This window comes from Mesorhizobium sp. ISC15 (assembly GCF_037162615.1).
GTDB classification, from domain to species: domain Bacteria; phylum Pseudomonadota; class Alphaproteobacteria; order Rhizobiales; family Rhizobiaceae; genus Mesorhizobium; species Mesorhizobium mediterraneum.
On record NZ_JAVSPX010000001.1, the window covers coordinates 5,692,339 to 5,717,764 of the forward strand.

The 25,426-nt window shown below is 62.4% G+C and carries 24 protein-coding genes; 11 read left to right on the forward strand and 13 right to left on the reverse strand.

Going from position 1 to position 25,426, the window contains the following annotated elements:
• The first annotated feature begins 124 nt into the window (after positions 1 to 124).
• The 7 genes from RPG13_RS27435 (at position 125) to RPG13_RS27465 (ending at position 8,447) form a co-directional block, all read left to right on the forward strand.
• A complete protein-coding gene (locus RPG13_RS27435) occupies positions 125 to 1,708 on the forward strand; it encodes a peptide ABC transporter substrate-binding protein (RefSeq protein WP_442921398.1) in 1,584 nt (527 codons plus the stop codon).
• Positions 1,709 to 1,917: 209 nt separating this feature from the next.
• Entirely contained in the window at positions 1,918 to 2,868 is a 951-nt protein-coding gene (locus RPG13_RS27440; RefSeq protein ID WP_337126472.1) for an ABC transporter permease, read from the forward strand.
• Between the two features lie 11 nt (positions 2,869 to 2,879).
• Positions 2,880 to 3,767: an ABC transporter permease gene (locus tag RPG13_RS27445; protein ID WP_337126474.1), complete on the forward strand. Its 888-nt coding sequence runs from the start codon at positions 2,880 to 2,882 to the stop codon at positions 3,765 to 3,767.
• Positions 3,768 to 3,779: 12 nt separating this feature from the next.
• Positions 3,780 to 5,102, forward strand: coding sequence for an NAD(P)/FAD-dependent oxidoreductase (locus RPG13_RS27450; protein WP_337126475.1), 1,323 nt, complete (start codon positions 3,780 to 3,782; stop codon positions 5,100 to 5,102).
• A gap of 295 nt (positions 5,103 to 5,397) precedes the next feature.
• Positions 5,398 to 6,375 carry a tripartite tricarboxylate transporter substrate-binding protein gene (locus RPG13_RS27455; RefSeq protein ID WP_337126477.1) on the forward strand — a complete coding sequence of 326 codons (978 nt, stop codon included), beginning with the start codon at positions 5,398 to 5,400 and terminating at the stop codon, positions 6,373 to 6,375.
• 79 nt (positions 6,376 to 6,454) lie between these two features.
• Positions 6,455 to 6,928, forward strand: a complete 474-nt coding sequence (locus tag RPG13_RS27460; RefSeq protein WP_128285291.1) for a tripartite tricarboxylate transporter TctB family protein — start codon at positions 6,455 to 6,457, stop codon at positions 6,926 to 6,928.
• 10 nt (positions 6,929 to 6,938) lie between these two features.
• Positions 6,939 to 8,447, forward strand: coding sequence for a tripartite tricarboxylate transporter permease (locus RPG13_RS27465; RefSeq protein WP_128285305.1), 1,509 nt, complete (start codon positions 6,939 to 6,941; stop codon positions 8,445 to 8,447).
• Between the two features lie 6 nt (positions 8,448 to 8,453).
• Here RPG13_RS27465 and RPG13_RS27470 read toward each other — a convergent pair whose 3' ends face one another.
• From RPG13_RS27470 to RPG13_RS27495, 6 genes are all read right to left on the reverse strand, one after another.
• Positions 8,454 to 9,530 carry an ABC transporter ATP-binding protein gene (locus RPG13_RS27470; RefSeq protein WP_337126479.1) on the reverse strand — a complete coding sequence of 359 codons (1,077 nt, stop codon included), beginning with the start codon at positions 9,528 to 9,530 and terminating at the stop codon, positions 8,454 to 8,456.
• 5 nt (positions 9,531 to 9,535) lie between these two features.
• On the reverse strand, positions 9,536 to 10,582 hold the full coding sequence (locus RPG13_RS27475; protein ID WP_337126480.1) for a carbohydrate ABC transporter permease: 1,047 nt from the start codon (positions 10,580 to 10,582) through the stop codon (positions 9,536 to 9,538).
• On the reverse strand, positions 10,579 to 11,697 hold the full coding sequence (locus tag RPG13_RS27480; RefSeq protein WP_337126481.1) for a carbohydrate ABC transporter permease: 1,119 nt from the start codon (positions 11,695 to 11,697) through the stop codon (positions 10,579 to 10,581). The genes RPG13_RS27475 and RPG13_RS27480 overlap by 4 nt, the downstream gene beginning before the upstream one ends.
• Before the next feature lie 92 nt (positions 11,698 to 11,789).
• Entirely contained in the window at positions 11,790 to 13,262 is a 1,473-nt protein-coding gene (locus RPG13_RS27485; protein ID WP_127205247.1) for an ABC transporter substrate-binding protein, read from the reverse strand.
• Positions 13,263 to 13,491: 229 nt separating this feature from the next.
• Entirely contained in the window at positions 13,492 to 13,998 is a 507-nt protein-coding gene (locus tag RPG13_RS27490; protein ID WP_337126483.1) for an SIS domain-containing protein, read from the reverse strand.
• Positions 13,983 to 14,864 (reverse strand): orotidine 5'-phosphate decarboxylase / HUMPS family protein, encoded by an 882-nt coding sequence (locus RPG13_RS27495; RefSeq protein ID WP_337126484.1) that lies wholly within the window; start codon positions 14,862 to 14,864, stop codon positions 13,983 to 13,985. Before RPG13_RS27495 ends, RPG13_RS27490 begins: the two co-directional genes overlap by 16 nt.
• A 104-nt stretch (positions 14,865 to 14,968) precedes the next feature.
• On the opposite strand from RPG13_RS27495, the gene RPG13_RS27500 reads away from it, so the two are divergent.
• The 3 genes from RPG13_RS27500 (at position 14,969) to RPG13_RS27510 (ending at position 18,249) form a co-directional block, all read left to right on the forward strand.
• Positions 14,969 to 15,610: a glucose-6-phosphate isomerase gene (locus tag RPG13_RS27500; RefSeq protein ID WP_337126486.1), complete on the forward strand. Its 642-nt coding sequence runs from the start codon at positions 14,969 to 14,971 to the stop codon at positions 15,608 to 15,610.
• 79 nt (positions 15,611 to 15,689) lie between these two features.
• Positions 15,690 to 16,637 carry a shikimate dehydrogenase family protein gene (locus RPG13_RS27505; protein WP_337126487.1) on the forward strand — a complete coding sequence of 316 codons (948 nt, stop codon included), beginning with the start codon at positions 15,690 to 15,692 and terminating at the stop codon, positions 16,635 to 16,637.
• 88 nt (positions 16,638 to 16,725) lie between these two features.
• Positions 16,726 to 18,249: a xylulokinase gene (locus tag RPG13_RS27510; protein WP_337126489.1), complete on the forward strand. Its 1,524-nt coding sequence runs from the start codon at positions 16,726 to 16,728 to the stop codon at positions 18,247 to 18,249.
• A 6-nt stretch (positions 18,250 to 18,255) separates the two neighbouring features.
• Here the strand turns inward: RPG13_RS27510 and speB are convergent, their stop codons facing one another.
• The 7 genes from speB to RPG13_RS27545 all read right to left on the reverse strand — a co-directional run bounded on the left by speB (position 18,256) and on the right by RPG13_RS27545 (position 24,112).
• A complete protein-coding gene (gene speB / locus RPG13_RS27515; RefSeq protein WP_337126490.1) occupies positions 18,256 to 19,224 on the reverse strand; it encodes an agmatinase in 969 nt (322 codons plus the stop codon).
• A 12-nt stretch (positions 19,225 to 19,236) separates the two neighbouring features.
• On the reverse strand, positions 19,237 to 20,007 hold the full coding sequence (locus tag RPG13_RS27520) for a creatininase (RefSeq protein ID WP_337126492.1): 771 nt from the start codon (positions 20,005 to 20,007) through the stop codon (positions 19,237 to 19,239).
• 12 nt (positions 20,008 to 20,019) lie between these two features.
• On the reverse strand, positions 20,020 to 20,727 hold the full coding sequence (locus RPG13_RS27525) for an SDR family NAD(P)-dependent oxidoreductase (protein WP_337126493.1): 708 nt from the start codon (positions 20,725 to 20,727) through the stop codon (positions 20,020 to 20,022).
• The gene (locus RPG13_RS27530; RefSeq protein WP_337126494.1) at positions 20,721 to 21,476 is read right to left on the reverse strand and encodes an SDR family NAD(P)-dependent oxidoreductase; all 756 of its coding nucleotides are present in this window, start codon (positions 21,474 to 21,476) and stop codon (positions 20,721 to 20,723) included. Before RPG13_RS27530 ends, RPG13_RS27525 begins: the two co-directional genes overlap by 7 nt.
• On the reverse strand, positions 21,473 to 22,246 hold the full coding sequence (locus tag RPG13_RS27535) for an ABC transporter ATP-binding protein (protein WP_127205257.1): 774 nt from the start codon (positions 22,244 to 22,246) through the stop codon (positions 21,473 to 21,475). Before RPG13_RS27535 ends, RPG13_RS27530 begins: the two co-directional genes overlap by 4 nt.
• A gap of 10 nt (positions 22,247 to 22,256) precedes the next feature.
• Positions 22,257 to 22,997, reverse strand: a complete 741-nt coding sequence (locus tag RPG13_RS27540) for an ABC transporter permease (RefSeq protein WP_337126496.1) — start codon at positions 22,995 to 22,997, stop codon at positions 22,257 to 22,259.
• A 122-nt stretch (positions 22,998 to 23,119) separates the two neighbouring features.
• On the reverse strand, positions 23,120 to 24,112 hold the full coding sequence (locus tag RPG13_RS27545) for an ABC transporter substrate-binding protein (RefSeq protein ID WP_095489056.1): 993 nt from the start codon (positions 24,110 to 24,112) through the stop codon (positions 23,120 to 23,122).
• Between the two features lie 116 nt (positions 24,113 to 24,228).
• Between RPG13_RS27545 and RPG13_RS27550 the strand changes: the two genes are divergently transcribed.
• Positions 24,229 to 25,155 (forward strand): LysR family transcriptional regulator, encoded by a 927-nt coding sequence (locus RPG13_RS27550; protein ID WP_337126497.1) that lies wholly within the window; start codon positions 24,229 to 24,231, stop codon positions 25,153 to 25,155.
• The last annotated feature ends 271 nt before the right edge of the window (positions 25,156 to 25,426 follow it).

The window sequence follows — 25,426 nt, forward strand, 5'->3', positions numbered from 1 at the left end:
ACGCAGCAAAAGTGGAACACTTCAAAAGGAGACTCTTATGTCAAACCAGAGTAGCAGCACCATCTTTCGGCCGACGCGTCGTCAGACGCTTGGAATGGCAATCGCCGGCGCCGCCGGCCTCGCCATGCCCAACCTGACAGGGGCCGGCAAAGCCCTTGCCGCAACCCCGCCGAGCGCACCCAAGGGGCAGGTGATCGTCGGCTTTTCTCAAGAACCCACCGTCTTCAATCCGCACATGGTGCATATCGAGGTCGACGAGGGCATTCACTTCAGCGTCTTCGATCCGCTGTTTGGCGTCGACCCGAAAGGTAATTTCTACCCAGCACTCGCCAAGGAGGTGCCGACCGTCGAAAACGGCGGCATCTCGGCCGACGGGCTTGAGTGGCACGTAAAGCTGCGCGATGACGTCAAGTGGCATGACGGAAAGCCGTTCACGGCTGAGGACGTCAAGTTCACGCTCGAACTCTTGGTCGACCCGAAATTTCTGAGCTGGCGGCGCGCCGGCCACGAACTTATCCAGCATTTGACCGTCGTCTCGCCAACCGAGATCAGCTGGAAGATGAAGGAGCCTTACGCCCCCTATCCATCGATCCTGGCGGCGACCTTCATCGTCCCGAAACATGTGCTCGGTGCGGCGGAGGACAAGAATACCGCACCGTTCAACAATGCTCCCATCGGAACCGGGCCGTTCAAATGGGTGGAACGCACGGCCGGAGATCATATCGAGCTGGCCGCCAACACCGACTACTTTGGCGACGGCCCCTATCTCGAGCGGCTGATCTACAAATACATTCCGGACCTGACGGTTCTCTACACCCAGTTCAAGACCGGCGACATCGACGTCATCGGTCTGCAGTGGATCACGCCCGACCACTATGAGGAAGCCAAGGCATTGAGCGGAACGTCCGTTGCCGTCATTCCCGCCGCCACGGTCGAATCGCTCAGCTTCAACATGGAGCGCCCGCAGTTCAAGGAACTCGCCGTTCGCCAGGCGCTGTATTATGCGCTGGACAAGCAGACTATCATCGACGCCCTCTACTATGGACTGCCGACCCCGACCGAAACCTACATGCCGCAGCAATCCTTCTACTACAATCCGGATCTGCCTAAGCAGGAATACGATCTGGACAAGGCGAAGAAATTGCTGGACGACGCCGGCTGGGTCCCTGGCAGCGACGGTATTCGCGTCAAGGATGGCGTCCGCCTCTCGTTCAAGAACTCGACCACGGCGGGCAATCATATCCGCGAACAGGCGCAGCAGTTCATTCAGCAATCGTATCGCGACGTCGGTGTCGAAGTGGAGATCTCCAACCTGCCGCCTGCTGTCATGTGGGGGGACTACTGGATGAAGTCGGAATTCGATTCCGTTGTCGTCGGCATCAACTTCCTGACAGGATCCGACCCCAATACTTCGGATTACCTCAGTTCGAAATCAATTCCGGCCAAGGGTGGGGCCGGCCAGAATACCTGGCAATATGTCAGTCCGGAGGTGGACAAGCTGCTTGAAGCCGGCGGTGTTGAATTCGTGCCGGAAAAGCGCAAGCAAGCCTACCTGAAAATCCAGGAGACCGTGCGCAACGACCTGCCATTCCTGCCGATATTCCAATACGCGACGGTCCGCGGACACAAGGCCGGTGTCGAAGGCGTCGTCCCCAACATCAATGTGCGCATCGACTCCTGGGACGTAGCCACCTGGTATTGGTCATAGCGCCGGAAATGGCCCCGGGCCGGCAATGCCGGCTCGGCCTGCATCGCCGACTACCGCCTCGACCCGAAAATCGGAATCGATTTTCGGAAAGTACGATGCGTAGATTCAAAGTGTTAGAGCGTACTTTGTGCGTCCAATTGGACGCACGTCGCTCTAAGGCGCGCCCTGGCGCAACCGTATCCGACTGACAGCAAACGGAGGCTACCGGCATGCTTCGCTATCTGCTGGGACGTTTCTGGCAAAGTCTTGTCCTGCTCCTGCTGGTCTCGATGATTGGCTTTGCCGTCCTGAACCTCGCTCCGGGTGGGCCGCTTTCGCAGTTCAGCCTCACGCCGGGGATGACGCAGGCCGATCTCGATCGCATCGCCTCGCAAATGGGTCTCGATCGACCTCTTCCGGTCCAGTACATCGACTGGCTGGGGCATCTGCTTCGCGGTGACTGGGGACGTTCCTTCCGGGACGGCAGGCCCGTGCTCGACATCATCTGGGAGCACCTTCTCGCGACACTGCTGCTGATGGGCGTATCGACCGCGATCGCCATCTTCGTCGGCACTTGGATAGGTGTACTGGGCGCGCTCAAACGGTACTCGATCTTCGACTACGCGGCGACGGTCGGCGCGATGGTGGCATTGTCGATCCCGACCTTCTGGTTCGGGTTGATCGCGATTTACATCTTCTCGCTCCGGCTCAGATGGCTGCCGGCCGGCAACATGTACACGATCGGCGACGGCTCGCTCGGTGACTATGCGATCCATCTCATCATGCCGAGCATCGTTCTTGCGCTGGTCAATATCGCCGTGTGGAGCCGCTACATGCGAACCGCGACGCTCGACGTCATCAATCAGGATTTCGTCCGCACTGCCCGGGCCAAGGGGTTGAGGCGCCGACGTGTGTTGATCCGTCACATCCTCGGAAACGCTCTGCTTCCGATGATCACGCTGCTGGGGCTGCAGCTGCCGACAATACTGGGTGGCGCCCTGGTGACGGAAACCGTCTTCACCTGGCCCGGCATGGGACGGCTGTTCCTCGACAGTCTCGGCTACAGCGACTACCCCGTGGTGATGGGCCTGCTGATGATGTCCGCGGTTCTCGTCCTGGTCGGCAATCTGGCCGCCGACCTCACCGTCGCATTCGTCGATCCGCGCATTCGATTGAGCTGAGGAACGAAAAAATGAGCCCGTCGGAATTACTCGTCTCCGCCCGCTCCACGCAACCCTGGTGGCGCAGCCGCACCGTGCGCCGATTTGCCCGCCATCGGCTGGCGATGTTTGGCTTGGCCACGATCATTATACTGGTCCTCGCCTGCGTCATCGGACCCTTTCTCCTGCCCTTTGACGATCTTTACATCGACCTGCGTGGACGGTTCTCCCCGCCGTTCACCGGCTACCATTTCTTCGGCACCGATCCGCTCGGACGCGACATCGCGGCGCGCCTTCTCATGGCTGGCCGCGTTTCGCTGCTGGTCGGTTTCGCTGCCATGCTCCTCAGCACCGTCTTCGGAACCGTACTCGGGATTGTGGCAGGCTTCTTCGGCGGCCGCATCGGGACCGTGCTGATGCGTTTCGTCGACGCGATGCTGTCCTTTCCCAACATCTTCCTGCTGCTGGCGATGGCTGCCTTCATCAAGCCGAGCCCGACCATGATCACCCTGATCATAGCGGCGACGAGCTGGATGGAAATCGCACGCATTGTCGAGGCGGAAGTGCGCTCCCTGCGCGAACGCGACTTCGTGGTTGCCGCCCGGATGCTCGGGCTCAGTAACAGCCACATCATGTTTCGCGAGCTTCTGCCCAATGCGATCGGCCCGATCATCGTCGCGGCCACGCTTACCGTCGCCCGGGCCATCCTCCTTGAGGCCTATGTCAGCTTCCTTGGCTATGGCATCCAGCCGCCGCTGCCGAGTTGGGGCAACATGCTCAACGGCGCCCAGCAGTATCTCGATAGCGCGCCGTGGCTGGCGATCGTTCCTGGCGCCGCCATCACACTGGCGGTCACCAGTTTCAATTTTATCGGCGATGGGCTGCGCGATGCGCTCGACGCGCGAAGCGACATGCTTTGAGGCAGGCCCGGCATGGCAAGGTTTTCGCCGTTTGAAGTCTCACTCTGGTATGCGACCGCGAAGCGGGCGCCAAAAACCGGCCCGCTGCAAGGACGCACGCGGGCGGACGTCTGCATCGTCGGCGGTGGCTATACCGGATTGACGACTGCGCTCGATCTCGCTCGCGACGGCATACGCGTCATTCTTCTCGAAGCCCAGGAGATCGGGTTCGGCGGCTCGGGGCGCAATGCCGGCCACTGTACGCCAACCTTCACGCATTACAGCCTGCCCGAACTGCGTGCCATGTTGGGCGAGCCGTGGGCCGAAAGGCTGATCGCCCGGCAGACAGGGGCCAACAGACAAGTCGCGGGGATGATCAAGCGTTACCGCATCGACTGCGAATGGCAGCAGAACGGCTACGTCATGGGCGCGCTTACGCCAGGCGCCGTCGCCAAGCTCGAGGCGAAGGCGCAGCAGTACAATGCAGTTGGCGCCAAGACGCGGATGCTCGACAGGCATACTACCGAGGAGATGACCGGCAGCCCGCGATATTATGGCGGCTGGTTTCATTCCGAGGCTGGTCACCTCAATCCTTTGAGCTACGCGAGAGGGCTGGCGCGCGCCGTCATCGAAGAGGGCGGCACTATCCATACCAAGTCGCCTGTCCACGATGTCGTGCGGCAGGACGGCGCCTGGGCCGTACACTCGGGCGAAGGGGTTGTGGTTGCGGACAAGGTCATCTTTGCGACAGGTGCCTACACCGTTGACGGTTGGCCCGGTCTCGACCGGACCTACAAGATCCAGAAGGTGTTCGTCGCCGCGACGCAGCCGCTGACTGGCACGGAACGCCGAACCGTCCTGCCACGCAATACCACCATGCATGACGGCCGCGGCGACATCTTCGTCTACAAGTACAACGCCGAAGGACGGATTGTCGCCTCGATGTTCCCGATGGGTCGGCGCGGCCGGGACATGGCGTTCACACACCGCCTCATGTCCGACCGCCTGCATTGGCTCCATCCGCAGATCAGCAGCGACCTGAAATGGGAGTATTTCTGGTTCGGTGAACTGGACATGCAGAAGCGCACCATCCCACGATTCTACCAGCTCGCGCCCGGCGTCGTCGCGCTGACTGGCCTGTCCGGTCGTGGCGTGCCGACCGGAAGCATGCTCGGCGGCATACTTGGTGAGTGGGCGAAGGGCGTCCCCGAAAAAGACCTGTCGTTGAAGCTCGAACCGCTCCGGCGAGCATCCTTCTTCATGTCGTTCGCTCCGGCTGCCATGTTGCGATACTATCGCGTCTCGGACTGGCTGCGGGCACAGGCGAGCGGATCTCCACTTCCACCCCACGCCTAGTGAGTGCGGAAAAGAGCACCAGAATAGACCGGAGGAAGGTTAAGAGGGGTCCGCAACCGGTATTCGCCAAACCCACGGCCATCAGATTTCGACCATCGGGCATCCCGCAACCCGTCTCTCCGGCTCGATGTCCACCTTTCCACCCATTTTGCGCGGACGGGTTGTGCATAATCGCAGTTTGCGGTTTGAGTCCGATTGCAATCCGCTAGCGTGCGCTAGTTATTGCTCCATCCAGCCGGTGTTGAAAGGAACTCTAGGCAGCGGTGGGGAATTCATATCCTGGGAGGAAATCACGATGAGAAAGTTCGCCGCCGCTCTGGCCGCAGCCGCAGCCGTCACGCTCTATCCGTTCGCCGTGGGCGCGCAAACCTATCCCGAACGCACCATCACCGTTGTGGTGCCGTTTTCGGCCGGCGGCCCGACCGACACGGTCACGCGCCTCGTCGCGGAAGCCATGTCGAAGGATCTCGGTCAGCAGATCATCGTCGAGAATGTAGGCGGCGCCGGCGGCACACTGGGCGCCGGTCGCGTCGCGCAAGCTGATCCCGACGGCTATACGCTGCTCCTCCATCACATCGGCATGGCGACAAGCGCGACGCTATACAGAAAGCTCGCATACGACACGCTAAACGGCTTCGAGTATGTCGGCCTCGTCACCGAGGTGCCGATGACCATCGTCGGCCGCAAGGACCTCGAGCCGACGGATCTGAAAGGGCTGGTCGACTACGCCAAGGCCAACAAGGATACCGTCACCGTCGCCAATGCCGGCATAGGCGCGGCCTCGCATCTGTGCGGCATGCTGTTCATGAGTGCGATCGGTACGCCGCTGGTCACCGTACCCTACAAGGGCACCGGCCCGGCCATGACCGATCTTCTCGGCGGCCAGGTCGACATCATGTGCGACCAGACGACCAATACCACCAAGCAGATCCAGGGCGGCACGATCAAGGCCTACGCCGTCACCTCACCGCAACGCCTCGATGTGTTGCCCGATCTGCCGACGACGACGGAAGCCGGTCTCCCGGAAGTGCAGGTCGGCATCTGGCACGGCCTCTACGCGCCCAAGGGCACGCCGGCCGAGGTCACCGAGCGCCTGTCGAAGTCGCTTCAGGTCGCGCTGAAGGACCCGAATGTCGCCGCCCGCTTCGCCGAACTCGGCACCAAGCCGTCGTCCGACGCAGATGCGACGCCGGCGGCGCTGAAGGCCAAGCTGGAAAGCGAGATCGCGCGCTGGAAGCCGATCATCGAAGCCGCCGGCCAGTACGCCGACTAAGGTTTTGAACGGGGCGCCACTAGCGCCCCGTTTTTCACACCGGCATCAGCGTGCCCCGCGGCGGGCCTGGGAGGACGTCATGAAACCTTTCACGATCGACACGACCAACGGCATATGCGCCGCGCTATTCATCTTTCTTGGCGGATTTTTCGCTCTGCAGTCGCTCGGCCTCGAAATCGGCACCGCCTTCCGCATGGGACCGGGCTATTTCCCTCTGGTCCTGGCGATCGTGCTGATCCTGCTTGGCGCCGTCATACTCGTCGAAGCGGTGCGCTTCGAGAGCGAGCCGATCGGGCATATAGCCTGGCGCGGCATGCTGTTCATCCTCCCTGCCCCGATCTTCTTCGGCCTGACTGTGCGCGGCATCGGCTTCATCCCCTCGATCTTCCTGACGGCGCTGATCGCATCCTTTGCCAGCGGCCGCATGAGGCCGCTGACCGCGCTCGTGCTCTCCGCTTGCCTGACGCTGTTTGCGTTCCTCGTCTTCAGCTATGCGCTCGGCCTGCCGTTCCGGCGCTTCGGCCCGTGGCTGCCTCCATGGCTGGTATGGTGAGAGGATGAACATGGAACTCCTCGACAACCTCGCGCTCGGCTTTTCGACGGCCACGTCGCTGGCAAACCTCGGTTTCTGCCTGATCGGCGTCCTTCTCGGCACGCTGATCGGCGTCCTGCCCGGTATCGGCGCCACCGCGACCATCGCCATGCTGTTGCCGATCACCTTCCAGATCGGCGACCCGGTTTCCTCCCTGATCATGCTCGCCGGCATCTACTACGGCGCGCAATATGGCGGATCGACCACCGCCATCCTCATCAACATGCCCGGCGAATCCTCGTCAGCCGTCACCGCGATCGACGGCTACCAGATGGCCAAGAACGGCCGCGCCGGGGCGGCACTCGCGATCGCGGCGATAGGCTCGTTCTTTGCCGGCACGGTGTCGACGTTCCTCGTTGCCATCTTCGCTCCGCCGCTGACGGCGATCGCGCTGCAATTCGGCGCGGCCGAGTATTTTTCGCTGATGATCGTCGGCCTCGTCTCGTCCGTCGCGCTCGCCCACGGCTCGATTGTCAAGGCGCTGGCGATGGTCGTGCTCGGCCTGCTGCTCGGCATTGTCGGCACCGACATCTACACCGGCACACCGCGCTTCACGCTCGGCATCCGCGAATATGCTGACGGGCTGAATTTCGTCGCGGTGGCGGTCGGCGTCTTCGGCGTTGCCGAAATACTGCGAAACCTTGAAAACGAGCACGAGCGCTCCGTGATGATCCGAAGCGTCTCCGGCCTTATGCCGACCCGCGAGGACTTTCGGCGTATGGCGGCGCCCATCGTGCGCGGCACGATCATCGGTTCGGCGCTCGGCATCTTGCCGGGAGGCGGCGCGATCCTTGCAGCGTTTGCCTCCTACACGGTCGAAAAGCGCGTATCGAAAAACCCCGGGGAATTCGGCAAGGGCGCCATCGAAGGCGTCGCCGGACCGGAATCGGCCAACAATGCCGGCGCGCAGACCTCCTTCATCCCAATGCTAACGCTCGGCATTCCGGCCAACCCGGTCATGGCGCTGATGATCGGCGCGATGATCATCCAGGGCATCGTGCCCGGCCCCAATGTCGCGATCGAACAGCCGGCGCTATTTTGGGGCATCATCGCCTCGATGTGGATCGGCAATCTGATGCTGATCGTTTTGAACCTGCCACTGATCGGGCTTTGGGTAAAACTCCTGACGATCCCCTACTACGTGCTCTTCCCGATCATCATGGCGTTCTGCTCGATCGGCGTTTACAGCGTCAACACCAACATCTACGACCTCTACGCCGTCGCCTTCTTCGGCTTCCTCGGCTACCTCCTGACCAAGCTACGCTGCGAGCCCGCGCCGCTGCTGCTCGGCTTCGTGCTTGGCCCGCTGCTCGAGGAAAACCTGCGCCGCGCCATGATTCTCGCGCGCGGCGACCCGAGCACCTTCCTCACCAGGCCGATCAGCGCCGGCCTGCTCTTCATCGCGCTCGCCGTGCTCGTCATCGTCTTCCTGCCGGCGGTCAAGAAGAAGCGCGAAGAGGTGTTCGTGGAGGAGAATTAGCGAACGTCACGCGGCTGCCTGTCCACGAGCGCGGCCGCCGATGCGACCCCCGGTTTCCGAATCGAACAGAAAGACGGCGGTGTCCTGGAAGGTGATGCCGATCGGCTCATCCATGTCGTAGTGCGCCGATTTATCGGCCTTGACGGTTACGGTGGGCCCACCGAATTGGCAGGTGATCAAGGTATGATCGCCGATCAGTTCCACAGCGTAGACCCGTGCCGCAATCTTGCCCTCCGATGGGCCCGTGACCCGGCAATCCTCGGGCCGAAGGCCGGCAGTGACCTTTTTCCGGCTCTCGGCAACGCTGGTCGCAAATCGTCCTTCCGCACACACGAAGGTACCCTCGACCAGCTCGCCATGGAGAAAATTCATCGGCGGTGAGCCGATGAAGCCAGCGACGAACAGGTTCGCCGGATCGTCGTAGATCTGTCGGGGTGTCGCGATCTGCTGCACGACGCCACGGTTCATGATGGCAACACGGTGAGCCAAGGTCATGGCCTCGATCTGATCGTGGGTGACGTAAATCGTCGTCACGCCCAGATCGGCCTGCAAGCGCTTCAGCTCCGAACGCATGTGGCCGCGCAGCTTGGCGTCGAGATTGGAGAGCGGCTCGTCCATCAGGAAGACGCTCGGCCGCCGCACCATGGCGCGGGCAAGCGCGATGCGCTGCCGCTGACCGCCGGAAAGCTGCCGTGGATAGCGGTCGAGGAACTCCTCGAGGTGGACCTTGACGGCGGCGCTGCGGACGGAGGCGTCGCGCTCAGTGCGCGGCACGCCCCGCAGCTTCAGCGGATATGCGATGTTCTCCGCAACGGTCATGTGCGGATAGAGCGCGTAGGACTGGAACACCATCGCCACGTCGCGATACTTGGGCAACACATGGGTGACGTCGCGGTCGCCGATGAGGACGCGGCCAGAACTCACCGATTCAAGCCCGGCGACCATGCGCAGCGCCGTCGTCTTGCCGCAGCCCGAGGGGCCGAGCAGCACCAGGAACTCGCCGTCCTGGATCTCCAGGTCGAGCCCTTTGACCACCTCGACCGCGCCGAAGGACTTGTAGATATCGGACAGTGTGACCCGCATATCGACTAGCCCTTCACTGCGCCGACCAGCAGCCCGCGCGCAATGTGCTTCTGCAGGATGCTCGAGATGACGATCACGGGGGCGATCATCACGGTGATCAAAACCGACATGTTCCACCATTGCGGCCCGCGCGTCGTGTTCTGTGCCGATACCAGCACCGGCATCGTCTGCGCGTCGGCATTGGAAAGGAAGAGGGCTAGCAGATACTCGTTCCAGGCAAGGATCAGCACCAGCAGAAAGGTCGCGACCAAGCCGGATCGCACCAGCGGCAGCGCGATGGTGAAGAAAACGCGGAACTTGGAGGCCCCATCTATCTGTGCGCTCTCCTCAAGGTCGAGCGGGATGCCGGCGAAGAAATCGCGAGTCAGCCACACGACGATCGGCAGGTTGATGGCGGTATAGGTGACGATCAGCGCCAGCTGCGTGTCAAGCAGGCGCATCTGCTGGAACATCACGTAGATCGGCAACACGGCGACGATCGGCGGCATGATGCGGTTCGAGATGATCCAGAATTCAATGTCGTTGTTGCCGACTGCAAGCCTCGTGCGTCCAACGAGCGTGAACAGGGCGATTATGAAGAGAGCGGCTGCCACGGCAACGGCGATCTCCCACTGCACGCCGAAAGTGGCCACCGCCACGATGATTGCGGTGAGCAGGATCAAGAAGATTGCAACGGCGGCGAGCTTTACCTGGAAGCGGATACGCACCAGCGCATAGGCCGCCAGCGAACCGATCAGGACTGCGAGCAGCGTGCTGGCCACCGCGACCACGACCGAATTCATGTAAGGGCGCAGGGTATAATTCTGCACGAGCATGAAGTTCCATGCCTGCAGCGAGGGGGCAAAGTCGACGAACGGGAGATAGAACGGCCCATTGTCGACCTCCCCAGGTCCCTTGAAGGACGTGATGAACACCCAATAGAGGGGAATCACGACAACAAGCGTCCACAGGAACAGCAGCACATAGGTCACTACCCTGGCGACCGGCGCCTGGCTGTCGATCGAGGCCGGCTCGAACAGCCGGCGCGCCAGCGAGCGCGGCTCGGCGCTCATGCTTCGAACCGGCGCGCCGGCCGGACCACAAAATTGAAGAACGAGACGCATACGATGGTGGAGATGAAGAGAAGCATGTAGCCGACAGCGGCCGAGCCGCCGAGATCCTGGGTGCGCCAGGAAATGAAGGAATGGAGCGTCATCGATTCCGTCGCCAGGCCGGGGCCGCCGCCGGTGAGCACGTTCGGCAGGTCGATGATCTTGAAAGCCTCGATGAGCCGGATCAGCACGACGGTAGCGGCAATCGGCGCGATCGCCGGCCAGGTAATGTCGCGAAAGATCTGGAAGCCGTTGGCTCCGTCGAGCCGCGCCGCCTCGACTTGGTCGCGCGGCTGGTTCTCAACGGCCGCCAGCAGCACGATGAACATGAACGGCGTCCACTGCCAGGTATCGCCGACCAACACCATCAGCCGCGCCGACCAGGCCTCTGTGGCCCACGACCACTCGCTGATGCCGAAAGCGCGCACGAGCGGGGCGAAGGGGCCCTTCTGCATGTCAGCGAGCATGCGAAACGTGTAGGCGATGCCGACCGGGGTCACCATCAGCGGGATGAAGAAGAGGACACGAAAGAAATTCCTGCCGCGGATTGGCTGGCCGCAGAGGAGCGCGAGGCCCAGCCCCAGTGCGAACTGCACGGCCACACCGACGAACACGTAGAGAAGCGTGTTGACGACAGTCCCTGGCACGCCGCCCGGTGCCATGGTGGCCAGCGCGAGAACCGCCAGGCCCATAGCCATTGCCGTCGCGAGAAGGCGACCAATCACGCCGGCGATGGTCGGCCTGCCACGCCAGAGATAGCGGGCGAGAAGAAAAAGCAGCCCTGCCGCGACCAACGCCAGCAAAGCGGATTGGACAAAACCGAACGTGCCGAATTTGCCGAGCAGGTGATACTGCTGCGAACCGACCAGCAACTTGCGGAAGTTCACAAGTCCGATGAATTTTAGCGTGAATCCGCCCGGCGCGAGCGCAAAGCGCGAAAGCGCGAGATAGGCCGAGATGATGAGCGGAAAAATCGCGAAGCAGAGAAGCACGACGACGGCTGGCAGCACCATGATCCGGCCCGAGTGACCGTCCAGCCATTCGGCCCAGCTGCGGCGGTCGGCAGCTTCTGGCATAGTGTCGGTTGCGGTCATCATAACCCGGGAATGTGGGGCAGGCATGAGACCCGGCGCGGACCGATGCCACGCCGGGTCGATTGCCTGGCCGCCTATTTGGCGCCGATAGTCGCCTTGTAAAGTTCGAGCTGCTTGTCTTTGCCAATCTCGTCGTTCAGTTCATTCCAGCCTTCCTCGACCGCCGAAACCGTCGCTTCCTTGTCGATTTCGCCGGCGAGGAAGCGCGAGACCGCTTCATCGAGCACGACCTGCTGGTATTTCTGATTTTGTGGGATGCGCAGATCGAGGATCATGTTCGGGCTGCTCATGCTGTCGTTGATCGCGCCCAGGTATACTTTGGCCTCATCCTCGCTCATGTTGGCCTTCTTCCAAAGGTCGCTGTAGCTGAGCTGTGAGGTGCGATACGGGTTGAAGCCGGTGCCGCCGACGGTCACGTCGGCGTTCGACTGTGCCGGCTGCGTCATGAACGAGAAGTAGGCGTAGGCGGCGTCTTTTACCTTCGGATCGGCCGCCGCATTGATGCCGCCGCCCCAGCCGCCAAAGGCGGCGAATGGTGCATGATTCACGCCGTCGATCGCGTGCGGGCAGTTTTCTGCCGTGCAGGCCTCGAGCTTGCCGGTGTCCCAGTTCAGGACCTCCTTGGATCCGGGCATGATCGCCGCGCCCCATTTGCCCATCACCTTGGACTGAGCCGGATCGATCGAGATCGTGCCTACATCACCCCAGTCGAGGTTCAGCGCGCAGCGGCCAGAAGCGAAGAGCGGCCTTGTATCGCTGACATCGAGGTTTAGCTCGTCCGGCGGGCCGTATTTGGTCGATTCAGACAGGAAGTCGAGGGCCTTGCGGAAGGCGTCGTTGTTGACGAGCGGCGTCATGTCCTTGGTGTTGAAAAAAGTGCCCTGGCTGGTTCCCTTGGACTGGGTCATCGAGCCGACCACATCGGTGACGAACCAATAGCTCTGCGCGTTGCGCTTCTTGGCGATGCACGAGCCGAAATCGGGCGTGCCATCGCCGCTCATGTCCTTGCCATGCGTGGCCTTGGCGACCTCGAGATACTCGTCCCAGGTTTTCGGCACCGCCAGGCCGGCGGCTTCCAGCACGTCCTTGCGGTAGTACATCATGTGGAAGTCGCCATCGAGCGTGATCATGTAGGTCTTGCCGCTGTACTTCTCGGAGAAGTCTCGGAAGAACGCGCCCACATCGTCCTGCTGGATGTCCTTGTCGGCCTCGACCCGCGGCGTCAGGTCCTCGAGGTAGCCGCCGGCAATGTAGTCGACCATCCATTGCGGGGCGAACACCCCGGCGTCGACCGAATTGGTGCCGCTCGCCCAGTCGGTGAGAATCTTTTGATAGAGATCCGAGAAGGGCACCGCGATGACATTGATCTTGGCGCCGGTGAGCGCTTCGAACTCGGGCGCGCGCCTCTGTAGCGGCTCCTGAATCGCCCCGGTCTGGGTAATGACGTTCACGGTAACTCCCGCAAACGGCTTGTCCTGCGCAAAGGCAGGTGCGCCAACCAGCGCGGCAAAAGCCGAGACGCCGGCCAGAAAGACCCCAATTCTCATCAGACTTCCTCCCATATTGACCGGGACCTGTTCCTGCGAACCAAGCCGCCGGCATCTCCCCGTCGGTTGCCGTCGCCAGAGCACGGCACCAACGCTCCTCAAGTACAATATCGGCATCCCGCAGCGAGTCCAGTGCCTTGCCGCAACGGAAGATGAGGTGCTCGGCCGGGCTTCCCAGCTGATGCATGTCGCTCAAAAGCATGCCCTCGGGCGTGCCCGGGGTGCGCGGTCATTGCAAGTTGGTGTGGCGGTGCAACATCAGCTTGTGCGCGTCGGGTATCTGCTGCGCCAGGCCGAGCACAACGCTGTCGAGCAGGATCAGGCAGGATTGCTCGAACAGGCTGCCGCCAAACTGTTTCGATTCCCCGATGGGTATATGCAGCGTGACATCGGCAATGCCGGCCAGGGTCCCCGCTGGCTTATGCGTCAGCGTAACGACCTTGGCGCCTTCCGCCTTGGCGATGCGGGCAAAGCCTGTGCTGACCGGCGTCTCCCCGGAGCCGGAGATGATCAGCAGCGCATCGCCCCTGCGTATCGAGGGCGCCGATGCCTCACCGACGAAATGCACCGTTCGGCCAAGATGCATGAAGCGCATCGCGCCCATCTGCGCGACAAGGCCGGAGCGTCCCTGCCCGGAAAAGAACCATCGCTGATCGGGATCATCGAACGCCTGCACCAGCCTTGCAAAGGCGTCGGCGTCGATCCGGCCAAGAAGGTCGGTTATCTCCTGTCCCACGGCCAGCCACGGCCTGGATTGGGCAATCTGTCGCGAATCCATCGTGCTACCTCTTTTGGGCTTGCGGATTCTGTGATGGCGCTGCCGACCACGAGGATTTCGGGCTCGACTGCGATCACCGCTTCCAGCGTGTCGGGGCCGATCCCGCCGGCGAGCGAAACCAGAAAGCCGCGATCGTGCATCTTTCTCACGGCGTCGATATGTGACGTGGAGGTGTTGCCCGCCAGCCGCGCATCGGTTGGCGAGTGGATCGCGATGTAGCCGAAGCTTTCGGGGAAGACAGCATTCAAGGGAAGCAATTCTGCCTTGCCCGACTCGGTGATGGTGTCGACGATGACCGTCGCGCCGAAGGCGGCGGCACGTTTTCCCACCGCCTCATGCGTGGCGGACGAAGCACACGACAGCACCGTCATGAACGCGGCACCGGCGCCGAATACCATATCGGCCTCGAACTGGCCGCCGTCGACGGTTTTGGTATCAGCCAACACCTTGACGCCAGGGCAGAGCTCGCGCGCCGTGGTGATGGCGGAGAGGCCAAGGCGTTTCAGCAACGGCGTGCCGATCTCGATAATATCGGCGAACGCCTTCATCTGCGGGAGCAGGGCCAGGTGTTCAGGCTTGTCGAAGGCGACTTGGAGGAGCAAGGCGGTTCTCTCGGATTGCTTAAGGCCGGTTATGGCCCGGTTACGGCATTGAGAAGGCTGCCAACCGGCAGTCGGTGCTTTGACAGCGGCTATTTCGACGCGACCGACACGGCTTGACGTGGCGCGGCAGCGGGTGCGACGTGACGACAACGCCCGACCTACTGTCATGTGCCTTGTAGTCGAAATCTGCCATAGTCCAGCAACCTCCAAGCTGGTCCGCATAGGGAGAGCAAATCATACCCTGCAAAGCAAGTGTGGTTCTTGTCGAAAGCAGGAGCGGCCAGATCAGCGCCGACACCAACAGCAAAGCAATATGAGGTAGTCCCTTGACCAGATTGTTTGAGCCCACTGGATGCAACATCGATCTGTCGACTGGCGCGATGGGAAATGCAACCGGCAGCTATCAGAAACGTTTCCGCGATCTGGATGGGCTCTATGCGGACGCCGCCGCCTTCAAAGCCATGTACGCGGAATGGGGCGAGCGCATCGTCTACGAGGTCTCTGAGTTCCGGCCGACCGAGCAGTCGGGCGATCTGATTTTCGGCGTCACGCGCATGGCGCCCGGCAAGGTCGGTGACGAGTATTTCATGACGCGCGGTCACATCCACAAGCAGGCCGACCGGCCCGAGATCTACTATGGTCAGAAGGGCCATGGCCTCATGCTGATGGAATCGCCGGAGGGCAAGGTCCGGATCCTGCCCGTCGAAGCGCAGACCGTCTGTTACGTCCCCCCTTTCTGGATCCACCGCTCGATCAATGTCGGGGAAGACGATCTGATGATGCTGTTCTGCTACCCCGCCGATTCAGGGCAGGACTACGAGATCATCGCAAGATCGGGAGGCATGCGCTCGCGCGTGGTCGCCGGCGATGGAGGCTGGAAGGAAGTCGAGAACCCGGATTGGCGACCGCGTGATGCGAAGCTGATCTCCGCGCTCTACGGGCAACGATCCCGCACGGTGCCGGCATGAAGGCTCGCTTCGAGATCGCTGCTTCACTTCGCACTTCTGCTTCTGTACTGAGCACGAGCGAAATCCGGGAGATCGGCAAATGAGCCGCTACCGCCCGGCTACCCAGCCGACGTTCTATTTTATCGGCGTCACGACGACGAGCAGTTCGATCATGCGGGTTTTCCCTGCATGGGCGCGCCACCTCCGGCTGAAGGAAGCGGTTCTCAAGGGCATCGACTTTCCACTTCATGCCGATCCGGAGGCCTACCGTGAGGTCGTTTCTTTCATAAAATCCGACCCGCTGTCGCTCGGCGCGCTCGTCACCACGCATAAGATCGATCTCTTCAACGCGGCGCGCGACCTGTTCGACGTCATCGATCCGCACGCTCGCCTGATGCACGAGACCAGCTGCCTGTCGAAGCGGGGCGGCAAACTCATCTGCCATGCCAAGGATCCGATCTCTTCGGGCCTTGCGATAGATGGTTTCATCCCGGCGGGATACTTCGCGGACACCAGTGCGGAAGTCCTGTCCATGGGCGCCGGCGGATCGACGATTGCGATCACCTGGCACCTGATGCGCAAGCGCGCCGACGTGCCTTCGCGCATCATTATCACCGACCGTTCGCAGCCGCGTCTCGATGAAATCGAGCGCATCCACAAAGACATGATGTCGACGGTCGAGATCGAATATGTCCTGGCAGACCGGCCCGAGACCAACGATGAGACGTTGGCGGCGCTGAAACCCGGCTCGCTGGTGATCAACGCGACGGGACTTGGCAAGGACGCCCCAGGCTCGCCGATCACCGATGACGGCGTGTTCCCCAAGCGCGGCATAGCCTGGGACCTCAATTATCGCGGCGACCTGATCTTCCTCGGCCAGGCAAGACGGCAGCAGGCCGGACAACAGTTGCAGATCGAGGACGGCTGGACGTATTTCCTGCATGGCTGGACGCAAGTGATCGCCGAGGTCTTCGACATCCCGATCCCGGTGTCGGGGGCGGATTTCGACGAGATTTCGCGCATCGCCATCGAAGCGGCGAAAGGGTAATGCCGTGGAATGCATTCTCGCCACGCCGCGCTCGCTCTGACCGATAGACAGAGGATCACATGTTTGCCCATCTCAGGACCGTGTCGAAATGAACGGCGAGCTTTTCCTCGCCATCGATGTCGGCACGGGCAGCGTCCGCGCCGCACTGGTCGATGTCAGCGGCAAGATCCTCGAACTTGCGTCGCGAGAGCACGACCAGATCGTGCCGGAGTTCGGCTGGGCCGAACAGCGGCCGGTCGACTGGTGGGAGGGGGCGCGAACGAGCGTCAAGACGGTGCTGGACCGCGTCGATGGCGCCCGCGAACACATCTCCGCCATCTGCGTCTGCGGGCAGATGCACGGGCTGGTCCTGCTCGACGCGCACGGAGCGCTGACCCGCGAGACCGCACCGCTCTGGAACGACAAGCGCTCCGTTGATCTCGTACGTCGCTTCGAAGAAGAAAATGAGCCGGACAGCTACTTGCCCGAAAGCGGCAACACGCCTACCCCCGCATGGCCGGCCTTCAAACTGCAATGGGTCCGAGACAACGATCCCGCCGCATACGCCCGCAGCGCCGTCGCCATCATGCCGAAGGATTACATCAATTACCGGCTGACCGGCGAGATTGCCATGGATACTGGCGACGCGTCGTGCAGCTTCCTAATGAACCCAGAGCGGCTCGACTGGTCGCCGGCGATGATCGAACGCATGGGTCTGGACGCCGCCAAGCTGCCGCCGATCCGCAACCCGCTGGATGTCGTCGGCCACGTCACCAAACAGGCGGCGCGCGACACCGGCCTGAAGTCTGGAACCCCCGTGCTGGTCGGCGGTGCCGACTATCCGGTGGCACTGCTCGGTTCAGGCGCTTGTCGGCCGGGAATGGGTTCCGACAGCACCGGCACGGGCGCCATCGTCACGGCGATCGCGGAGAAGCCGCTGCTTGACCCGGAAATCTCGAACGTTGCGACGATCGAAGGCAACTGGGCGCAGTTCGTGCTGCTGGAGACGGGCGGCGACGGCATGCGCTGGGCACGCCGCGCCTTCCACGGCAACGCGCTGTCCTATGACGAGATCGTCGCCCGCGCTGCCGAGGCACCTGCCGGTTGCGACGCATTGCTCTTCATGCCCTTTCTCACCGGTGAGCGTCTGGGGCGCCATCGCAACGCCCGCGCACAGTTCTTCGGATTGGGCGCCGCGCATGGCATGGAGCATCTGCACCGCTCGATCCTGGAAGGCATCGCCTTTGCCATGACGCGTCACATCCGCATCATGGAACACGCATCAAACAAGCCGCTGGAGCGCGTTATCGCCGCCGGCGGCGGGGCGCGCACCGAACTCTGGCTGAAGATCAAGGCGAGTGCCTTCAACATTCCGATCCTGGTTCCGCGGGAGCCCGAATGCGGCATCGTCGGCTGTGCCGCGATGGCCGCGACGGCGACAGGCCGCTTCTCGCGCGTCGAACAGGCGGCCGAGCGTTTCGTGAGCTACGGCGCCGAAATCCTGCCGGACCCCAGATGGGCCGAGACCTACAGGCGCACCCAACCGGTTTTCGACCGGCTCTACCACCACAGCCAGGCGCTCTACGACGACCTCGACGCGCTGGCGGCCGTCACGCAGCCGACGCAGCCGTGACCCATCTCAGGCCAGCCGAACCCTGCCTGCAGCGACGGACTTGGCAATCACGCACAGCAGTTCGAACATCATCGTTGCCCCCGCCAGCGCTGTCATCCCGCCAAGATCGAACGGCGGTGCCACTTCCACGACATCAGCGCCGACTATGGCCACCGTGTCGAGAAGGCGGACCATTTCCTGCGCTTCGCGGGTGGTGAAGCCGCCAAGCTCGGGGGTGCCGGTGCCGGGCGCCATCGAGGGGTCGATGCAATCGATGTCGAAGGTCACATAGGTGGGACCGCTGCTGACAATGCCGCGCGCCTCTTCCATGACGCTGGCCGCGCCTCGCCGGACAAACTCCTCCATGTAGATGATGCGGATGCCCTGAGCGACCGCCCAATCATGCTCGTTGGGCTCGTAGATGGAACCGCGGATGCCGATCTGGACGACACGTTTGGGATCGAGCAGGCCCTCTTCGATGGCCCGCCGGAAGGGTGTGCCATGCGTGTAGGGATTGTCGCCGAAATAGCGGTCATTGGTATCGGAATGCGCGTCGAAATGGATCATGCCGACCGGCGCATCGCGCGCGACCGCACGCAGCACCGGCAGCGTTGTCAGATGATCGCCGCCGGCAGCAAGTGGAATGGCACCGGCTGCGACAATTGCCGCAATGCCGTCCTCGATGCGCTTCAGACCGTCCAGGAGATTGATCGGATTGACCGAGAGGTCGCCGACATCGGCAATGTTGGCGATGCTGAACGGCTCGGTTCCCGAGACGTGATGGGCCCGCCGCATCAGGCTCGACTGGTTACGGATCTCGCGCGGACCATGGCGCGCGCCGGCGCGGTTGGTCGTACCGCCATCCCAAGGTATGCCGACGAGTGCGATGTCCAGCCCCTCGGCGCTTGCCACGGCCGGCAGTCTCATGAAGGTCGAAAGCCCGGCGAAGCGGGGAACTGCGGCCGCATCGACCGGCTGAAAGAAATTGCTGTTCATGTTGTCGTCACCTCAGAAGAATTCACGTTTGACGATGTCGGCGAGCCGCGTCTCGCAGTCGTCGAGCAGCCATCGGCCCTTTTCCGCCGACGAGCCCTCGGTCAAGGACAGGACGCCGGACGGCGGCACGTCCTCGGACGGTCTGGGATAGCGGTCATAGGGCTTGAATTGCGCGGGGCCGTCATGCAGCGCCTTGCCGAGATCGACCAGCTCCGGGCGCAGCGCCAGCATCATCGACGTCTCGATCACGCTCGCATGCTCCAGCTCGATGCCGGGATAGCCGTCGGGGAACACTTTCGCCAGCGTTTCGCTGCGCACCATGTCCCAGTGGTCGACGCGCAGGATCGTCAGGTCCGTCGCACGTTCGCGGCCGATGGCGTCGAGCGCCAATTCGATGCCTTCGATCGACGGGCCGATGTTCTCATAGTGACCGTTGAGCACAACGATGCGTCGGACCTTCTGGCGATACAGGTCGCAAATCACATCCTTGACCAGAAGCGAGAAAGTCTGTGCGGTGATGTTGATCGTGCCGGGAAAGGCTGGGCCGCCGCCTGACCGGGGCTGCGAGCGGTTGCCGTAGGCGATCGTCGGCGCCACTAGCCCTCCGACCTGCGCCGCCACCTTTTCGGCGATAGCGGTCGGGATCACCACATCGACATTCATCGCCATGTGGTGGCCGTGTTGTTCGGTCGCGCCGAGCGGCAGGAAGACGGGAGCGCCGGCGGCGATCCGCTCCTTAGCCTCGGGCCACGACAGCTCAGCCAGGAAAACGCGGTCTTTCATGATCATCTCTTCTCAAAGCATCGCCGCGCCACCATTGGCGCCCAGGCATTGTCCGGTGAAAAAGGTTGCGCCGGGGCCGGCCAGGAACACCACCGCGGCGGCGATTTCATCCGGCCGTCCGATCCGCCCCAGTGGGTGTGTCGTTTCCAGCGCGCGCTGGCTCTCGGTCAGCGCGTCGAAGCCAAGAAGCGGCGTGTCGGTCGGCCCGGGCGCCACGGCGTTGACCAGGATGCGGGGCGCAAGTTCGCGCGCCCAGGAGCGGGTAAGGCCGAGCAGCGCCGCCTTCGTCGCGCAGTAGACCGAAGCGCCCGACCGGCCGAGATAGGCGAGCTCGGAGGCGATGTTGATGATGCGTCCGCCCTCGGGAAGATGCGGCAGGACTTCCCGCGCCACGATGATCGCGCCCCGCACATTGACCGCGAACATGCGGTCGACATGATCGAGCGAAATCCCGCCAAGCGGTGCTTCCTGCAGGATGCCGGCATTGTTGACGAGGATGTCATAGCCGCCAATCCGGTCCCTGCCCTGCCCGACCGCGGCAATGATGTCGGTTTCGCTGGCGACGTCGCAGGCAAGAATGGGGAAATCGCCCTCCGACGCCTCGATATCGAGTCCAAGAACCGTGGCCCCGGCTTCGCGCAAGGCGTGCGCGGTCGCGCGGCCGATGCCGCTGGCTGCGCCAGTGACCAGCGCGCGTTTTCCGTGAAGCGGGCTTACCAAGGCACTTCTCCCCTGTCGACACCAAGCGACTGCCCGGTGATGTTGGCTGCGAGTTCCGACGCCAGGAAGAGATAGGTGCCCGCGATGTCGGCCGGCTCCATCAGGCCCGGCAGGGCCTGTGCGCCGACGATGCTTTCGAGCAGTTTTGCCTCGTTGACGGCGTCTCTCTCGGCCATGCGGCCGAGCGAGCGCATCGACGCGTCCGTGCGAACCCACCCGGGACAGACCGCATTGACGCGGATGCCCCTGGCCCCGAGTTCCTTGGCCCAGGTCTTCGTCAGGCCGATTATGGCGTGCTTGGAGGCGACGTATGCACCGAACTGCGCCTCGGCAACGCGGCCCCAGATCGATGCGGTGTTGACGATCGAACCGCCGGCCTGCATGCGTGGCAGCGCGCGCGCCGTGACGAGCGCCGTGCCGATGATATTGATCTCGATGATGCGCCGGAAGGCGGCTTCGACATCGTCGCCGCTGTCGGTGATCGGCGTCATCAGTTCGAGGCCGGCATTGTTGATGAGCACGTCTATGCGAGCGACAGGTTCGAAAGCTGCCGCGACGGCCGAACGATCGGCAATATCGGCTTCCGTGCTGGTGGCGCCCAATTCACGCGCCCGTTCGTGCACAGCCGCTTCGTTGGCGATGAGATGCAGGCTGGCGCCGGCTTGCGCAAAACCCTTAGCGATGCCGAGCCCGATGCCACGGCTGGCCCCGGTGATCACGACCGACTTTCCGGAGAAGGACAGGCTCATGCGATCACTCCTGTCTGGTTGCGGATCAGATGCAGGACCTTGTTGCGCAGCTCGAAGAATTTCTGCGTTTCCCGGATTTCCAATGGCCGTTGCGGACCAAGCTGGGCCGCCACGTCGATGTCGGCTACGACCGAGGCCGGCCGGCGCGAAAACAGGATGATCCGGTCGGCGAGGAACACCGCTTCTTCCACGTCGTGGGTGACGAAGATGACGGTCTTTTCCTCGCGAATCTGGATCTGCCGCAGCTCGACCTGAAGGCGCTCGCGCGTCAGCGCGTCGAGCGCACCGAAAGGCTCGTCCATCAACAGCACATCCGAACCGGCGGCGAGCGTGCGCGCTATGGCCACGCGCTGGCGCATGCCGCCCGAAATCCGGTTCGGATAGGAGCCGGCGAAGTCGGCAAGCCCGAACAATTCGAGATAATGGCGCATCCGCTCGGCCTTCTCGGCCGCGCCAATATCTTTCCTGTAGCGCATGCCGAAGGCAATGTTCTTCTCGACAGTCAGCCAGGGAAACGACGAATAGGACTGGAACACCATGCCGCGCCGGCGATCCGGTCCGACAACTTTTTCGCCGCCGAGCACGATCGAGCCCGAGCTAGGTTCGTCGAGGCCGCCGACCATCCGCATCAAGGTTGTCTTGCCGCAACCCGATGGGCCTAGGAAGACCACCAGCGAATTGCGGTCGAGACCAAGATCGGTTTTTCGCACGACATCGACCGGGCCGAAGGACTTGGCCGTATCGACGAACTGAATGTAGCCGCTCGCCATGACCTATCCCTCACAGATACCGGAAGAGCCGGCGGTGAAGCAGGCGAAGCAGCTGGTCGGTGATGAGGCCGATCAGCCCGATGACGACGACGCCTGCCATTACTTCGGGCGTTTTGACGAAGCGGCGCGCCGTCCAGATCACGTAGCCGACGCCGGAATCGGCCGCGACAATCTCGGCGATGATCAAATATGTCCAGCACCAGCCGAGCGTGATCCTGAGATTGTCAATCAGGGTCGGCCCCATCCAGCGCAAGGCGACATCGGTCATCACTTGCCTTGAGCTGGCGCCGACGGTGCGGGCGACCTCGACGAACTCCTGCGGCACCCGCCGCATGTCGTCGGCCACGAGAAGCACGAGCTGGAAGAAAGTGCCCAGCCAGAGCAGGAAGATTTTGGTCTCCTCGCCGACGCCGAACCAGATGATGGACAGTGGCACAAGTGCGGGAACCGGAAGATAGCGGATGAAATCGATCATCGGCTCGAGTGCGGCTCCGACAATCCGGTAGCTGCTCATCATGATGCCGATCGGGATGGCCATGGCGGCGGCGAGCAGGAAGGCGATCCACACACGCGTGGTCGAGACCACGACATGCCAGACGAGGTTCTGCTCGGTCAGCATCGTCCACAAGGCGATGATGACGCGGCTTGGTGAGGGGAGGAACTGCGGCGCAATAATGCCCGCGCGTGCCGCCAGCTCCCAACCCGCGACGACCAGGGCGGCCGCCGCAACGCTGACGGCGGATTCCGCCATCGGCGAAGCTCGGCCGCGAAAAACAAACAGACTGCTGAACAAGATCACTATCCCCGGATGCCGGCATGGCATGGCCGCCGGCGGCCGCCGGAAGGCGGGCCGCCGGACCTGGTCCATTGCCGTTACTTAGCCGACACCTTGTTGATCACCGAATTGTCGATCTGGTCCGTCGCCACGAGCTTGTTGTCGGCAGCGCCGTTCTCCAGGTTGAGGTCCATCACCGTATCGAAGATGCCGTGGAGCGTGCCTTTTTCTCCCGGTTTGCCCATGTAGGCGAGAGATTCGGCGAGCGTCGTGTAGGATAGGCTGGAGTCGACGATCTCGGTCACCTCAGCCGGCGTCAGGCCGAAATGCTTGGAGGCCATATCGGCGAATTTTCCCGGCTCGGCCTTCAGGAAATCGACGGCCTCGTAGATGCAGCCGAGAAACTTCGCGTATTTGTCCGGGTTCGCCTTGAAGTCATCGTTGCGGACGATGATCGCATCGATGATGATGCCGCGATGATCCTTGGACGAGACCAGCATGCGAGCACCCGGACGGGTCGAGGCCTTCAGCGCCTGCGACATGAACGGTTCATAGGTCGCGATCGCGGCAATCGAGTCATCGACGAAAACCGCGCCCGTGTCGGCCGTTGCGATGTCCTTGATCTGGAGGTCCTTCAGTGACAGTCCCGCCTGCTTCAGCTCCATCTGGAGCAACAGGCGTGAGGGAATGTTCGGCTCGGCAGCGACGACCTTGCCCTTGAGATCCGCCACCGTCTTGATCTGGTCGTCGGTGATGATGCCGTCGCCGCCGACGGATTCATCGATCGTGCCGATGATGATGCCCGGTGTGGAGGCGTCGCGCGGGCGCCCCTGATATTCGCCGACGGAGCGCATCTGCATCTCGATGTCGCCGCGCGCCATCGCTGCCATGACGTTGGTGAGGTCATCCTCGAACTTGATGCTGACGTCTAGGTCTTTGCCGGCGAAGCAGCCCAGGTCGCCGGCGATGTGGACAGGTGCAAATCCCAGCCACGTCGGAGCAAGGATGCGTATCTGGTCGGCGCTGAAGGCGAACTGCGAACTGGCGAGCACCAGTGCTGCGGACAGCGCTATGCGGAGTGACGATTTCATGATTGTTCCCCATTTTTGTTCCGCGCAGGCTCGCGATTTCAAGTATTGATGTAAATGAGTTTATTTAGAATTTTACATCGAATAATGTCGATGTATCGCCGTTCGAGGGACAAGCCATGCGTCGTTTGGACAACATCGACATCCGCCTGCTGCGCGTCTTCGTGGCGCTGGCCGATTCAGGCGGCTTCGCCGACGCGCAGATCACCCTCAACCTGTCGCAGCCGACGCTCAGCACGCATCTTGCGGAGTTGGAGAAACGCATCGGCGCCCAGCTCTGCCATCGCGGACGCAAAAAGTTCCGCCTGACCGAGGTCGGACAGGCGACCTACGACGCGGCGCAGAAACTGTTTCGCGATCTCGACGATTTCGGGCACCGCATCAGCGCAGCCAGCGGCAGCCTGTCCGGCCGGTTGCGGATCGGCACGTCCGATGGCGTGTTCACAAGCAGTGAATTGGGCATCCAGCATGCCCTCAGACGCTTCATGGGTCCTGATTCCGATGTTTTCATCGACCTATCGCTTGGCACGCCATCCGAGCTTGAGCAGCAAGTCGCTGATGGCGGCCGCGACATCGTCATCGGGCCGCTGTCGCAGAAAGCGCCCGGTGTCGTTTACCGGGATTATTGCGGCGAGCCGCATTTTCTCTATTGCGGCCGACGGCACCCGCTTTTTGCAATGCCAGATTCAAGGATCGACCAAAGCGCCATCCACGCTGCGCGGTTTTCTGTACGCAGCTATCGGTATTTCGACGACCTCTATCTCGTCGGGCATCCCAAGGCCAGCGCGTCAGTGATCCACATGGAAGCACAATTGATGCTGATCCTGTCGGAGAATTTCATCGGCTTCCTGCCGGCTCATTTCGCATCGTCATGGGTCCACGCCGGCGAGTTGCGGGCGATCAAGCCCGGGTCCTATACCTTCAGTTCGCGGCATCTGATCGCGTACCGCAGGGCAGACGAAACAAGAAATCTGGTCCGGGCGTTCCTTCGAGAACTGACCAGAGGATCGGGGACGGTTCCGTTGAAAGAGGGTGGAGCAAAATAGGAAGAATTTCGGTCTGCCCGAGCAATCCAGCAGTCTGTTCGGCCAGATCAATCAACCCGGCGTCGAACCCCGCCCGCTGGGGCAGGCTGCGATCTACTGGAAGGGCCGCTCGACATCGCCGAGATGCGCGTGGGCGGCAAAACAACCCCGTCTGGATCATTTCGGCGGGCGTCGTTGCCAATGTCGGCAGCGATGCGTTCGTCGCCTTGCCCATGAGCACGGAGGCGTTGCCATGAGCCGTGGACGATCTGAGGAGGAACCGATGCATCCC

Coding starts and splice junctions, on each gene's coding strand:
- RPG13_RS27485 (WP_127205247.1), bottom strand. CDS start 13,262: ATGAGAATTGGGGTCTTTCTGGCCGGCGTCTCGGCTTTTGCCGCGCTG.
- RPG13_RS27455 (WP_337126477.1), top strand. CDS start 5,398: ATGAGAAAGTTCGCCGCCGCTCTGGCCGCAGCCGCAGCCGTCACGCTC.
- RPG13_RS27475 (WP_337126480.1), bottom strand. CDS start 10,582: ATGAGCGCCGAGCCGCGCTCGCTGGCGCGCCGGCTGTTCGAGCCGGCC.
- RPG13_RS27520 (WP_337126492.1), bottom strand. CDS start 20,007: ATGAAAGACCGCGTTTTCCTGGCTGAGCTGTCGTGGCCCGAGGCTAAG.
- RPG13_RS27465 (WP_128285305.1), top strand. CDS start 6,939: ATGGAACTCCTCGACAACCTCGCGCTCGGCTTTTCGACGGCCACGTCG.
- speB (WP_337126490.1), bottom strand. CDS start 19,224: ATGAACAGCAATTTCTTTCAGCCGGTCGATGCGGCCGCAGTTCCCCGC.
- RPG13_RS27495 (WP_337126484.1), bottom strand. CDS start 14,864: ATGCGGACCAGCTTGGAGGTTGCTGGACTATGGCAGATTTCGACTACA.
- RPG13_RS27480 (WP_337126481.1), bottom strand. CDS start 11,697: ATGCCAGAAGCTGCCGACCGCCGCAGCTGGGCCGAATGGCTGGACGGT.
- RPG13_RS27435 (WP_442921398.1), top strand. CDS start 125: ATGCCCAACCTGACAGGGGCCGGCAAAGCCCTTGCCGCAACCCCGCCG.
- RPG13_RS27505 (WP_337126487.1), top strand. CDS start 15,690: ATGAGCCGCTACCGCCCGGCTACCCAGCCGACGTTCTATTTTATCGGC.
- RPG13_RS27545 (WP_095489056.1), bottom strand. CDS start 24,112: ATGAAATCGTCACTCCGCATAGCGCTGTCCGCAGCACTGGTGCTCGCC.
- RPG13_RS27540 (WP_337126496.1), bottom strand. CDS start 22,997: ATGGCGGAATCCGCCGTCAGCGTTGCGGCGGCCGCCCTGGTCGTCGCG.
- RPG13_RS27470 (WP_337126479.1), bottom strand. CDS start 9,530: ATGCGGGTCACACTGTCCGATATCTACAAGTCCTTCGGCGCGGTCGAG.
- RPG13_RS27460 (WP_128285291.1), top strand. CDS start 6,455: ATGAAACCTTTCACGATCGACACGACCAACGGCATATGCGCCGCGCTA.
- RPG13_RS27530 (WP_337126494.1), bottom strand. CDS start 21,476: ATGAGCCTGTCCTTCTCCGGAAAGTCGGTCGTGATCACCGGGGCCAGC.
- RPG13_RS27450 (WP_337126475.1), top strand. CDS start 3,780: ATGGCAAGGTTTTCGCCGTTTGAAGTCTCACTCTGGTATGCGACCGCG.
- RPG13_RS27550 (WP_337126497.1), top strand. CDS start 24,229: ATGCGTCGTTTGGACAACATCGACATCCGCCTGCTGCGCGTCTTCGTG.
- RPG13_RS27535 (WP_127205257.1), bottom strand. CDS start 22,246: ATGGCGAGCGGCTACATTCAGTTCGTCGATACGGCCAAGTCCTTCGGC.
- RPG13_RS27445 (WP_337126474.1), top strand. CDS start 2,880: ATGAGCCCGTCGGAATTACTCGTCTCCGCCCGCTCCACGCAACCCTGG.
- RPG13_RS27510 (WP_337126489.1), top strand. CDS start 16,726: ATGAACGGCGAGCTTTTCCTCGCCATCGATGTCGGCACGGGCAGCGTC.
- RPG13_RS27440 (WP_337126472.1), top strand. CDS start 1,918: ATGCTTCGCTATCTGCTGGGACGTTTCTGGCAAAGTCTTGTCCTGCTC.